The organism is Streptomyces milbemycinicus, assembly GCF_002154605.1.
Classification (GTDB): domain Bacteria; phylum Actinomycetota; class Actinomycetes; order Streptomycetales; family Streptomycetaceae; genus Streptomyces; species Streptomyces milbemycinicus.
The window spans coordinates 1-11,643 of the sequence record NZ_MUNE01000469.1 but is presented as its reverse complement, the minus strand read 5'-3'; the positions used below and the strand labels follow the sequence as shown (position 1 = coordinate 11,643).

13 protein-coding genes and 1 pseudogene are annotated in these 11,643 nt (G+C 71.5%); 9 read left to right on the top strand and 5 right to left on the bottom strand.

The window, feature by feature from the left end; all coding sequences use genetic code 11:
- The 3 genes from sucB to aceE all read left to right on the top strand — a co-directional run.
- The coding region (sucB, locus tag CCN51_RS33795) for a 2-oxoglutarate dehydrogenase, E2 component, dihydrolipoamide succinyltransferase (RefSeq protein ID WP_086860465.1) at positions 1–1,020 on the top strand (1,020 nt) is incomplete at its 5' end.
- 145 nt (positions 1,021–1,165) lie between these two features.
- Complete coding sequence (locus tag CCN51_RS33790; protein ID WP_014180358.1) at positions 1,166–1,789, top strand: GntR family transcriptional regulator; 624 nt, start codon at positions 1,166–1,168, stop codon at positions 1,787–1,789.
- 270 nt (positions 1,790–2,059) lie between these two features.
- Positions 2,060–4,762: a pyruvate dehydrogenase (acetyl-transferring), homodimeric type gene (gene aceE, locus CCN51_RS33785; RefSeq protein ID WP_055414313.1), complete on the top strand. Its 2,703-nt coding sequence runs from the start codon at positions 2,060–2,062 to the stop codon at positions 4,760–4,762.
- 192 nt (positions 4,763–4,954) lie between these two features.
- Here the strand turns inward: aceE and CCN51_RS60455 are convergent, their stop codons facing one another.
- Together CCN51_RS60455 and CCN51_RS60450 are read right to left on the bottom strand one after the other, a co-directional pair.
- The gene (locus CCN51_RS60455; protein ID WP_453058540.1) at positions 4,955–5,356 is read right to left on the bottom strand and encodes a DUF7848 domain-containing protein; all 402 of its coding nucleotides are present in this window, start codon (positions 5,354–5,356) and stop codon (positions 4,955–4,957) included.
- Positions 5,238–5,525 carry a DUF7848 domain-containing protein gene (locus tag CCN51_RS60450; RefSeq protein ID WP_453058537.1) on the bottom strand — a complete coding sequence of 96 codons (288 nt, stop codon included), beginning with the start codon at positions 5,523–5,525 and terminating at the stop codon, positions 5,238–5,240. Before CCN51_RS60450 ends, CCN51_RS60455 begins: the two co-directional genes overlap by 119 nt.
- Positions 5,526–5,790: 265 nt before the next feature.
- On the opposite strand from CCN51_RS60450, the gene CCN51_RS33775 reads away from it, so the two are divergent.
- Positions 5,791–5,937, top strand: a complete 147-nt coding sequence (locus tag CCN51_RS33775) for an HNH endonuclease (protein WP_342749401.1) — start codon at positions 5,791–5,793, stop codon at positions 5,935–5,937.
- A 53-nt stretch (positions 5,938–5,990) separates the two neighbouring features.
- Here the strand turns inward: CCN51_RS33775 and CCN51_RS56625 are convergent, their stop codons facing one another.
- Positions 5,991–6,374 carry a multicopper oxidase domain-containing protein gene (locus CCN51_RS56625; protein WP_014180356.1) on the bottom strand — a complete coding sequence of 128 codons (384 nt, stop codon included), beginning with the start codon at positions 6,372–6,374 and terminating at the stop codon, positions 5,991–5,993.
- 195 nt (positions 6,375–6,569) lie between these two features.
- Here CCN51_RS56625 and CCN51_RS58150 point away from each other — a divergent pair.
- Together CCN51_RS58150 and CCN51_RS33760 are read left to right on the top strand one after the other, a co-directional pair.
- A pseudogene (locus tag CCN51_RS58150) lies at positions 6,570–6,689 on the top strand (IS5/IS1182 family transposase); the annotation flags it as partial.
- An 80-nt stretch (positions 6,690–6,769) separates the two neighbouring features.
- On the top strand, positions 6,770–7,774 hold the full coding sequence (locus tag CCN51_RS33760) for a helix-turn-helix transcriptional regulator (protein ID WP_014180355.1): 1,005 nt from the start codon (positions 6,770–6,772) through the stop codon (positions 7,772–7,774).
- Positions 7,775–7,856: 82 nt separating this feature from the next.
- Here the strand turns inward: CCN51_RS33760 and CCN51_RS33755 are convergent, their stop codons facing one another.
- Positions 7,857–8,777 (bottom strand): SDR family oxidoreductase, encoded by a 921-nt coding sequence (locus tag CCN51_RS33755; RefSeq protein WP_043487782.1) that lies wholly within the window; start codon positions 8,775–8,777, stop codon positions 7,857–7,859.
- A gap of 152 nt (positions 8,778–8,929) precedes the next feature.
- Here CCN51_RS33755 and CCN51_RS33750 point away from each other — a divergent pair, with 152 nt between their 5' ends.
- Positions 8,930–9,448, top strand: a complete 519-nt coding sequence (locus tag CCN51_RS33750) for a DUF4240 domain-containing protein (protein ID WP_014180353.1) — start codon at positions 8,930–8,932, stop codon at positions 9,446–9,448.
- 18 nt (positions 9,449–9,466) lie between these two features.
- On the opposite strand, the gene CCN51_RS33745 is transcribed toward CCN51_RS33750, so the two are convergent.
- Positions 9,467–9,952: a GNAT family N-acetyltransferase gene (locus CCN51_RS33745; protein WP_043487779.1), complete on the bottom strand. Its 486-nt coding sequence runs from the start codon at positions 9,950–9,952 to the stop codon at positions 9,467–9,469.
- Between the two features lie 154 nt (positions 9,953–10,106).
- Here CCN51_RS33745 and CCN51_RS33740 point away from each other — a divergent pair, with 154 nt between their 5' ends.
- Together CCN51_RS33740 and CCN51_RS33735 are read left to right on the top strand one after the other, a co-directional pair.
- Positions 10,107–11,018 (top strand): TIGR01777 family oxidoreductase, encoded by a 912-nt coding sequence (locus tag CCN51_RS33740; protein WP_014180351.1) that lies wholly within the window; start codon positions 10,107–10,109, stop codon positions 11,016–11,018.
- A 206-nt stretch (positions 11,019–11,224) separates the two neighbouring features.
- A partial coding sequence (locus CCN51_RS33735; RefSeq protein WP_143675969.1) for an FAD-dependent oxidoreductase occupies positions 11,225–11,643 on the top strand: 419 nt, incomplete at its 3' end.

The following is an 11,643-nucleotide window of genomic DNA, read 5'->3' as shown; positions in this document are numbered from 1 at the left end:
GCCCCGGTCGCCCCGGCCCCGGTCGCTCCGGCCCCCGTCGCTCCGGCTCCGGCCGCTGCGGCTCCGGCTGCCGCTGAGGGCGAGGGTGCGTACGTGACCCCGCTGGTGCGCAAGCTCGCCGCGGAGAACGGCGTGGACCTGGCCACCGTCAAGGGCACCGGCGTCGGCGGCCGTATCCGCAAGCAGGACGTCATCGCCGCCGCGGAGGCCGCCAAGGCCGCCGCCGCCGCGCAGGCCCGGGCCGCCCAGGCCGCCCCGGCCGCGGCGCCGAAGGCCGCTGCCGCGGCCCCGTCGCCGCTGCGTGGCCAGACCATCAAGATGCCGCGGATGCGCAAGGTCATCGGCGACAACATGATGAAGGCCCTGCACTCGCAGGCGCAGCTGACCAGCGTGGTCGAGGTGGACATCACCAAGCTCATGCGGCTGCGGGCCCAGGCGAAGGAGGCGTTCGCACAGCGTGAGGGCGTCAAGCTCTCGCCGATGCCGTTCTTCGTCAAGGCCGCCGTCCAGGCGCTGAAGAGCCACCCGGCCATCAACGCCCGGATCAACGACGACGAGGGCACCATCACCTACTTCGACGTCGAGAATGTCGGCATCGCCGTCGACGCGGAGAAGGGCTTGATGACCCCGGTCATCAAGAACGCGGGTGACCTCAGCCTCGCCGGTATCGCCAAGAAGACGGCGGAGCTGGCGGGCAAGGTCCGGTCCAACAAGATCACCCCGGACGAGGTGTCCGGCGCGACCTTCACCATCAGCAACACCGGTTCGCGCGGTGCGCTGTTCGACACGATCATCGTGCCGCCGAACCAGGTCGCCATCCTGGGCATCGGCGCGACCGTCCGCCGCCCGGTGGTCATCAACCACCCGGACCTCGGCGAGACGATCGCGGTGCGCGACATGACGTACGTCGCGCTCTCCTACGACCACCGTCTGGTGGACGGCGCCGACGCCGCCCGCTACCTGACGGCGGTCAAGGAGATCCTGGAGGCCGGCGAGTTCGAGGTCGAGCTCGGCCTCTGAGCCCTCGCGAGTCGGCACACGTCGACACACGTCGGCAACATCGGCACAGCTGACGGCGGCGCCCCCGCCCGGAGAGATCCGGGCGGGGGCGCCGTCGTCTGCCCGCCCGCCGTATTGTCATGTCAGTACCGTTCGGAGGAGTGCCATGGTCCATCCCGTCGTCCACTCGCTGCGCGAGCAGATCCGCGAGCACATCGTGGAGGGCATCGTCAGCGGGCGCTGGAAGCCGGGCGAGCGGATCGTGGAGCGCCGGATCGCCACCGAGCTGGAGGTCAGCCAGACGCCCGTCCGCGAGGCCCTGCGCGAGCTGGAGACGCTGCGGCTGATCGAGTCGGCGCCCAACAAGGGCGTACGCGTCCGCAATCTGACCGCCGCCGACCTGGAGGAGATCTACCCGGTGCGGGCCGGTCTGGAGCAGATCGCCGCGGAGCTCGCCGCGCCCCGGCTGGCCGAGGACACCTCGGCCCTGGAACCCGAGGTGACGGCGCTGTACGAGGCGGACCGAAGATCCGACGGGGAGGCCCAGGTGCGGCACACCGTGGCCTTCCACCGCGAGCTGGTCCGGGCCTCCGGCAACAGTGTGCTGCTGCACACCTGGGAATCGCTCGGCATCGAGATCTGGACCACCCTGTCCATCCGCTGGCTGGGCACCCGCCAGCAGTCGTACGCCGAGGAGCACCAGGCCGTCGTGGACGCGTTCCGGCGGCGGGACCCGCGGGTGGCTGAGCTCGTCAAGGAGCATGTGCTGGGCTGCGCGCCGCGCGCGTAAGCCTCCGGAGGCTCTCAGCGGGGCCAGGCCGTCGTGGACGCGTTCCGGCGGCGGGACCCGCGGGTGGCTGAGCTCGTCAAGGAGCATGTGCTGGGCTGCGCGCCGCGCGCGTAAGCCTCCGGAGGCTCTCAGCGGGGCTGCACCGCGTGCCTACTTTCACGGCACGGAATGCCAATTTCGCCTTTCGGAGAAGTTTTTGGGCTCAAGTACTTTGATCGATCATCGATCAGAATTTACAGTCAAGACATGACCGACCTCGTCAACGGAGGGATGGCCGCAGCCACCCGGAAGCAGCCCATCCAGCAGCCCGTCCCGCAGCAGCCCAGCGAGCTCGACCAGCTCCCGGACCGCGACCCCGAGGAGACCGCCGAATGGGGCGCGTCCCTGGATGCCGTCACCCGGGCCGCCGGCCCGCACCGCGCCTCGTACCTGATGCGGCGCACGCTGGAGCGCGCCGAGACCGCCGGCCTTGGGCTGCCCCCGCTGCTCGAGACGGACTACGTCAACACCATCCCCACCGCCGCCGAGCCCTCCTTCCCCGGCGACGAGGACATGGAGCGGCGGATCACCGCCTGGAACCGGTGGAACGCCGCGGCGATGGTCACCCGCGGCAGCCGTGACGGCCTCGGCGGCCACATCGCCACCTTCGCCTCCGCGGCCTGGCTCTACGAGACGGGCTTCCAGCACTTCTTCCGCGGCAAGGAGGCCGACGGCTCGGGCGACCAGCTCTACATCCAGGGCCACGCCTCCCCCGGCATCTACGCCCGCGCCTTCCTCGACGGCCGGCTGACCGAGGCCCACCTGGACAACTTCCGCCGCGAGGCGGGCGGCTCGGGCCTGCCCTCCTACCCGCATCCGCGGCGGCTGCCCTGGCTGTGGGAGTTCCCCACCGTCTCCATGGGCCTCGGCCCGATCTCTGCGATCTACCAGGCCCGGTTCAACCGCTACCTCGCGAACCGCGGCATCAAGGACACCGCCGGCTCCCACGTATGGGCCTTCCTGGGCGACGGCGAGATGGACGAGCCCGAGTCGACCGCGGCGCTCGCCCTGGCCGGCCGCGAGGGCCTGGACAACCTCACCTTCGTCATCAACTGCAACCTGCAGCGGCTCGACGGCCCGGTGCGCGCCAACTTCAAGATCGTGCAGGAGCTGGAGGCGCAGTTCCGCGCCGCCGGCTGGAATGTCGTCAAGGCCCTGTGGGGCTCCGCCTGGGACGAGCTGCTGGCCCTCGACACCTCGGGCGCGCTGCTGCGCCGGCTGCGCGAGGTCCCCGACGCCCAGTTCCAGACGTACGCGACCCGCGACGCCGGGTACATCCGCGACCACTTCTTCGGCGCCGACGCCGAGCTCACCCGGCTCGGCCAGGGCCTGACCGACGCCAAGCTCGCCGAGTGCTTCCACACCTCCCGGGCCGGCCACGAGCCCCGCAAGGTGTACGCGGCGTACCGCGCGGCCATGGAGCACAAGGGCGCCCCGACCGTCGTCCTCGCCCAGACCGTCAAGGGCTACACGCTCGGCCCCGGCTTCGAGTCGCGCAACGCCAACCACCAGATGAAGAAGTTGAGCGGCAAGGAGTTCCGCGCCATGCGCGACCTCCTGGAGCTGCCCATCCCGGACAGCGCGCTGGACGACAAGCTGGTCCCGTACGTCCACCCCGGCGCCGACTCCCCCGAGGTGCGCTACCTCCAGGACCGCCGCGCCGCCCTCGGCGGCCCCGCCCCGGCCCGCAAGGTCCACCCGGTGGCCCTGCCCGAGCCGTCGGCCAAACCCTTCGAGACCCTGGCCAAGGGCTCCGGCACCCAGGAGATCGCCACCACCATGGCGTTCGTCCGCCTGGTCAAGGACCTGATGCGGGACAAGGAGACCGGCCGCCGCTGGGTGCCGATCGTCCCCGACGAAGCGCGCACCTTCGGCATGGAATCGCTCTTCCCGACCGCCGGGATCTACTCGCCGCTCGGCCAGACCTACGACCCCGTCGACCGCGACCAGCTGCTCTACTACAAGGAAGCGGCCAACGGCCAGATCCTCAACGAGGGCATCACCGAAGCCGGTTCGATGGCCGACTTCACCGCCGCCGCGACGTCGTACGCGACGCACGGCGAGCCCATGATCCCCTTCTACATCTTCTACTCGATGTTCGGCTGGCAGCGCACCGCCGACCAGATGTGGGCCCTGGCCGACCAGCTCGGCCGCGGCTTCCTGATCGGCGCCACTGCGGGCCGCACCACGATGACCGGCGAGGGCCTGCAGCACGCCGACGGCCACTCCCACCTGATCGCCTCCACCAACCCGGCGGCGGTCGCGTACGACCCGGCCTTCGCGTACGAGGTCGGCGCGATCGTGCGGGACGGTCTGCGCAGGATGTACGGCCCCGACGCCGAGGACGTCTTCTACTACCTGACCGTCTACAACGAGACCAAGGTCCAGCCGCCCATGCCCACCGGCGAGGGCGTCGAGGAGGGCATCCTCAAGGGCCTCTACCGCTACAAGTCGGCCGAGCTGACGGACGAGGGCGCCCCGCGCATCCAGCTCCTCGCCTCCGGCACCGCCATCCACTGGGCCCTGGAGGCCCAGAAACTCCTCGCCGACGACTGGGGCGTGGCCGCCGACGTGTGGTCCGCCACCTCCTGGAGCGAGCTGCGCCGCGACGCCCTGTCCTGTGACGCGGCGCAGCTCAACGGCGAAGACCGGGTCCCGTACGTCACCCGTGCCCTGGCAGGCGCACCGGGCCCGGTCCTCGCCGTCAGCGACTGGATGCGCACCGTCCCCGACCAGATCAGCCAGTGGGTCGAGCAGGACTGGTACTCCCTCGGCACAGACGGCTTCGGCCTCTCCGACACCCGCGAGGCCGCCCGCCGCCACTTCGGCGTCGACGCCCCGGCCATCGTGGTCACCACCCTGAACCGCCTCGCCCGCCGCGGCGAGGTCAAGCCGACGGCGGCGAAGGAAGCGGCGGAGCGCTACGGCATCTGAGGGGTCTCTCCCCTGCCCGCCAGGCCCCGCCCCGGGCCTGCCAGGACCCCCTGGCGGACCCGGGGCGCAGCCGTGGTGCCCATCGGGCTCGGGGCTTGTCCCCATACCGGTGACTTGCACAGCCGAGGCATGGGTTTGCGGTGAGTTTGAGACGGCGACACGCCGTCGCTTCGGCGTGTCGCCGTCTCAAAATCACCGCAAAGCCACTGGGCCGTGCGGCGTCATCAGCGGGTCAGCCGGTGTTCTGACCGGTCGGTAGCCGCCGAGTGCGGCGCCCAAAAGGAACGTGGTCAGGACCAGCGGCCCGGCGCATCGCCCCAGGCATGCCACGGTGCGACACCAGCAGGTGCCCCGGCGTCTGGGGGCGCGGTGCGTGGCGGGCGTCCGGTTGGTGGTGCCGGCGCTGTGGGTCGGGGGCAGCGTGACCGTGCCGTGTGCGTCCGGGGTGCGCACGGGGTCCACACGCCAGTGACGCTCAACGGTCACGAGGAACTGGCCATGATTCAGCCCCTGTTGCTGTGCGTGGAGGATGGCCCAGCGCGCGACGGGACCGGGGTTGCCGTCCACTCGCCCCGACGTGGCGGGGCACGCCATGCACTCGGCGAGAGCCGGTCGCCCACGTGTGCGCGGCGGCCTGGTCGTCGCCGGGCTCCCCTGACTGCTCGCACACCGCGCACTGCATCACGTACGTGAGCGGTTCGGCGCCAGGCTCGGTGTCGGGGATGAGCTGGAACTCACGGAACCGGTGGACAGCCCGAGTCATACCCGCCCCCTTCCAGCGCGAGCGCGCCTCTTGCCGTGGTCGGGGTGGCGCCTCAGTAACACGGCACAGTCGGTGACCTTGCTCAGGTCTCCGGCCGTGCGCGCCGCTTCCTTCTCGCGCTCCAGGCGGGCGCACTCCGCACAGTTCCCGGTCACGACATCCCCGCCGTCCGTCGTGCGTCTTCCAGCCGTCGGCAACGATGCGGCTCGCCGACTCCGGCGGTGATCCGTAAGGCGGGTCGGGCTCGCTGTGCCCGCTGCGGGACGTGCTTGCGTCCGCTATCGACGTCGACCATATGCAGCCGCTCGCCCTCGGCGGGACGGACACGGACAGCAACGTCCAACCATTGTGCCGCCCGTGTCACAAGGCCAAGACGCGCGAGGACTTCGGAGCGGTCAGTACGCCGTTCTGACAACACGATGCCCCGGTACGGGCGTTGGTGACTCGTACCAGGGCGATTCAGTGCTACTCGGGGATGGAGATGCGGATGTTTTGCATCATTCCATTATCCTCATGGTCGAGAATGTGGCAGTGCAAGACGAAGTCCCCGATGTACCGCTCGTAGCGTGACCGGGCCGCGTGCGCCCCGGCCGCGTTGTCGGACCCGTCTACGACCATCAGTGTCGCCGGAATGTACGTCCCGCCGCTGACGACGATGACGGGCTTACCGTCGCGGTACTCAATCGACAGCGTGCCTACGTCCTCGGGCTTGACCTGATCGGCCGGGATCAGCGCGGGTTCATTGGGCGCCGCCGCCTCGGGTGCGGGAGTCAGCCCGAGGCTTGCAAGCCTCTCGGGCGACATCTGCGTCTTGGCGGGGCCCTTCGAGTTGGGCGTGGTCTCGGACATCTCGTCTCCTTGCTGGCCGGCTCCCTGCCTGCCTGGTCAGAGCCGACAGTGCGGAGCGTTATCAATCAATAACTCTCAGTGACACGGCCGGGAACTGGCGATGGCGCAAAAACACCGCCCGGCGTGAGCCCTGACCAGGCCCGTACCGCGCGGAAGGGGTGCGGTGCAGGTGCGCACGCTGCCCTAGTAGGCGGGCTCTTCGGCTACCGCCACCTCACCGTCCGGTACGAACGAAAAGACAGTCGCTTCCTCGCCTTCCTCGGCCTCGCCGCAGCCCTGACCTGCTACAAGAGACTGGCAAAACTCACCACGTGAGACATCCTCTGAGCAAGCCGTTTCGGGCTGGGGGAAGGACACCCGAGCCCTCCGGCCGCGTGCGACGGCATGATGGGCGCATGCGTGCCGCCCGGCTGATCCGTCTTGTGCTGCTGCTCCAGTCCCGGCCCTCGATGACGGGGGCCGAGCTGGCGCGGGAGCTTGAGGTCTCGGAGCGTACGGTCACACGTGATGTGGCCGCGCTCTCCGAGGCCGGGGTCCCGGTCTACGCGGACCGGGGCCGCAGCGGCGGCTACCGTCTGGTCGGCGGGTATCGCACCCGGCTGACCGGCCTCGGCCGCACGGAGGCCGAGGCGCTGTTCCTGTCCGGGGTGCCGGCCGCGCTGCGTGGCATGGGGCTCGCGGACGCCGCCTCCGCCGCCCGGCTGAAGGTGTCCGCCGCGCTCCTCCCGGAGCTGCGCGACGCCTCGCACACCGCGGCCCAGCGCTTCCATCTCGACGCCCCCGGCTGGTGGCAGGAGCCCGAGGCACCGGACCTGCTGCCCGCCATCGCCGACGCCGTATGGGACGACCGCCGGATCACCGCCCGCTACCGCCGCCGGGACACGGAGGTGGAGCGGGAGCTGGAGCCGTACGGGCTGGTTCTGAAGGCGGGTGTCTGGTATCTGGCGGCGCGGGTCGAGGGCGGCGACTTCCGCGTCTACCGGGTGGACCGGTTCACCGCCGTCTCGCCGACCGCCGCTGATGAGGGCAGACACGACCGTCACGGCCGCTTCGAGCGGCTGGCGGACTTCGACCTGCCCGCGTTCTGGGAGGAGCGGGCCGCGCAGTTCGTCCGCTCGCTGCTGCGCGAGAAGGTTGTGCTGCGGCTGACCGAGGAGGGTGCGCGGCGGCTGCCGTATGCGACGGACCGTACGGCGGGCCAGGAGGCCGTGGCGGCGGCCGAGGGGGCCGAGGGGCCCGACGGGCAGGGGCGGATCACCGTCACCCTGCCCGTGGAGTCCCTGGACGTCGCGTACGAGCAGCTGCTGGCGCTCGGCCCGGAGGCGGAGGTCCTGGCGCCGCCGGAGCTGCGCCGGCGCTTCGCCGCGGCGGCCGCCCGCGCCGCGGAGCTCTACCGGTAGCGGCCGCCCGCGCCGCGGAGCTATCGGTAGCGGCCGGCCGCGCCAGGGACCTCTACCGATAGCGACCGCCCACCGCCGACCCCTACCGGTAGTCCTCCGCCGTCCCCTCCTTCCCCCCGAAAACCACATCCCGGAAGTAACCGAACGCATCCGGCCGCGAGCCATCCACATCCGTGAAGCCGTACTCCTTGGCCAGCTCCCCGCTGGACACGGACTTCCCCGACCACCGTGCCCGCTCCGGGTCCGCCGCGAGCGCCGCGACCGCCCGCCCGACGAAGTACGGCGTCTCGGCGATGGCGAAGTGCGGCTCGCGCGCGACGGCGTCGCGCCAGTTCTCCTCGGTCACCCCGAAGTGGTCGAGCATCTGCTCGGAGCGGAGAAAGCCCGGGGTGATGGAGACGGCCGTGCCGCCGAACTCCTTCAGTTCCTGGGCGAGCCCGAAGGCCGTCCGGATGGGGGCGTTCTTGGTGAGGTCGAAGAACAGGTTCTCGCGGTAGGTCTTGTTGAATTCGGCCGTGCCGTCGGTCACCTCCACCACCAGCCCGCCCGGCCGCCGGATCAGCAGCGGCAGCGCGTAGTAGCTGGTGACGAGGTGGGTCTCGACGCCGAGGCGGAGCATCCGCAGCCCGTTCTCCAGCCCCAGTTCCCAGGTCTTCTTGTCGAAGGTGACCAGGTGCTCGCCGCCCCACACGTCGTTGACGAGTACGTCCAGCCGCCCCTGCTCGTCCTCGATCCGCTCCACCAGCGCCCGCACCTGTTCGGGCACCAGGTGGTCGACCGGCACCGCGATCCCCGTACCGCCCGCGGCCGTGACCAGCTCCGCCGTCTCCTCGATGGTCTCCGTCGTCCGCCCGACCTCGCTGGCCTTCTCGCGCGTGGTGCGCCCCGTCGCGTAGACGGTGGCCCCCGCCGCCCCCAGTTCCACGGCCATCGCCCGGCCCGCGCCGCGTGTCGCCCCTGCGACGAGTGCGACCCTGCCTGCCAGTGCGCCCTGTGTGCTCACGTATGCATGTCCCTTCTCGGACTGGTGTGGTGTGAACGCCTCCGACCTTCGCAGTGAATCCCGCCATCTTCTGTCGTCTTTTTTCTGTCGCCTTGCACTCCGGGCCACTCCGGCGTGCGCGGGCGCGCGGGAGGGCCGATCCTGGTCCCGTGATGGACGAGACGGAGTTCTGGGAGCTGGTCGACAGCGCTCGGGATGCTGCCGAGGGCGACCCCGAGGACCAGTCCGACCTGCTCGTCGACCGGCTGTCCCAGCTCGATCCGGACGCCGTTCTGGACTTCGCCCGCCACTTCGAGGCCCGTTCCAACCGCGCCTACCGCTGGGATCTGTGGGGCGCGGCCCAGCTCCTGCTGGGCGACGTGGGCGACGACGCCTTCGACGCCTTCCGCTACTGGCTGATCGGCCAGGGCCGGGAGGTGTTCGAGGGCGCGCTGCACGAGCCGGACGACCTCGCCGAGCTGCTGGAGGGCTTCGACGAGCAGGTGGACGGGGACTGCGAGGACCTGGGTTTCGCGGCGGACGAGGCGTACGAGCAGCTGACCGGCGCGGTGCTGCCGGACCTGGGCCTGCCGGCGCGGTCGGCCGAACCGGTCGGCGCGGTTCTCGACTTGGCGGACGAGGGAGCGCTGGCGGAGCGGTTCCCCCGGCTGTGGGAACGCTTCCGCGCCTGACTCAGCGAGGGCAGGGGCTCAGAGGGCGCGCCCCATCAGCACATCGTCCACGTACTCCCCCTCCAGCAGGAACTCCCCCGGCAGCACGCCCTCCACCGCGAAGCCCTCGGACTCGTACAGCCGCCGCGCCGGGGCGTTGTGCCCGAGCACCCGCAGCGTGATCCGGACCGCCCCCTGGCGCCTGGCCTCCTCGTACGCCGCGCCGAGCAGCGCCCGCGCCACGCCCCGGCCGCGCGCCCAGTCGTCCACGGCCAGGCCCTGGATCGCGCGTACGTGGGCGTTGCAGACCAGCGGGGTCGGCGCGACGAGGCGTATGAAGCCCGCCGTCCGCCCGTCGGCCTCGGCGATCAGCAGTTGCTCGGGCCGGCTCCGGTCGGTGAAGAAGGGGTCGTTCGGGTGCGGGGGCGGCTGTACGGAGTGCAGTGGGGACCAGGTGCGCCGGTCCAGGTCGGCGAGCGTCGTTTCGTCGGAGAGGGCGGCGGGTCGGATGGTCAGATCGGACATGTGGGCCACTGTGCCATGTCGGCCCGATCGCTCATGAGTTCGCCTTCGAGTCCGCGCTCACGTCCGCCTTCGCGCCGGCCCTCGCGCCGGCCCTCGCCCCGCGTTCACCACCCGCCTCCGACACCCCGTACACGATCGCGGGCAGGATGGCCCCATGCGTATCGCGATCACCGGTTCGTCCGGGCTCATCGGCACGGCTCTCGTCCGCTCCCTGCACGCGGACGGCCACCAGGTGGTGCGTCTGGTGCGGCGCGCGCCCCGGGCGGAGGACGAGGTCCGGTGGGATCCGAAGCGGCAGTGGGTGGACTCGGCAGGGCTCGCGGGCTGTGCGGCGGTGGTGCATCTCGCGGGTGCGGGGATCGGCGACCGCCGCTGGACCGATGCGTACAAGAAGGAGTTGCGGGACAGCCGGGTGCTCGGCACGACCGCCGTCGCCGAGGCGGTGGCCTCGCTCGACGCTCCGCCCAGGGTGCTGGTGAGCGCCAGCGCGATCGGCTTCTACGGCGACACCGGGGGGCGCGTGGTGGACGAGAGCGCGCCCCCTGGTGACGGATTTCTCGCGGACCTGTGCCAGGAGTGGGAGGAGGCGACCGGGCCGGCCCAGGAGGCGGGCGTACGGACCGTGTTCGCGCGCACGGGGCTGGTGGTGGCCGCTGAGGGCGGGGCCTGGGGGCGGCTCTTTCCGCTGTTCCGGTTCGGGCTCGGCGGCCGGATGGGCAGTGGCCGCCAGTACTGGAGCTTTATCGCCCTGGACGACCACATCGCCGCGCTGCGCCACATCCTGGCCACGGACGAGCTCGTGGGCCCGGTCAACCTCACCGCGCCCGAGCCGATCACCAACCGGGAGGTGACCGCCGCCATGGGCCGGGTGCTGGGCCGGCCGACGCTGCTGTCCGTCCCCGCGCCCGCGCTGCGGCTTGCGCTCGGCGAGCTCTCCAGCGATGTGCTCGGCAGCGTACGGGCGGTGCCGCGGCGGCTGTTGGACTCGGGGTTCTCTTTCACCCACCCGGAGATCGAGCAGGCGCTGCGGGCCGCGCTGGCGGCGCGCGCCGCTGGTCGCCGCTGAGCCCCACCGGCCCGGCGCTGACGCCCTGCCGGACAACGTGCGACCGCTGTGCGCCCATGCTCGGTCGATGCGCGTCTGGCATCGACCATTTTTGTCCGTACTGTCATGACCGGCCCAGGGAACCCGAGTTGCGGAATGTACGCACCCGGGCTGCCGGTCGGGGGCACCAGGCCCCTTAGCGTACGCACCGACCTCGGGGAGGGCACGTGCTCACCAGCGCGCACCGGACGGACGTCGTCATCGTGGGAGCCGGACTGGCGGGGCTGGCCGCGGCCCATCAGCTGACCAGTGCGGGGGTGACGGTCAGCGTTCTGGAAGCCGCGCCCCAGGTGGGCGGCCGTATGGCCACCGATCTGATCGACGGCTTCCGGCTGGACCGCAGCGGGCAACTGGTCAACACCTCCTTCCCGGAGCTCCAGCGCACCCCCGGGCTCGGCGGGCTGGTGCTGCGCCCGTTCTCCCCGGGCGTGCTGGTACGCGCCGACGGCCGCACCCACCGGGTCGGCGCCACGGGCACCGGCGGCTGGGGAACGGGCAGTTGGGGAACCGGCGGCCGGGGCACGAGCGGGCGCGGGACGAATGGGCGCGGGACGAATGGGCGGGGGACGAGTGGGCGGGGTACGAA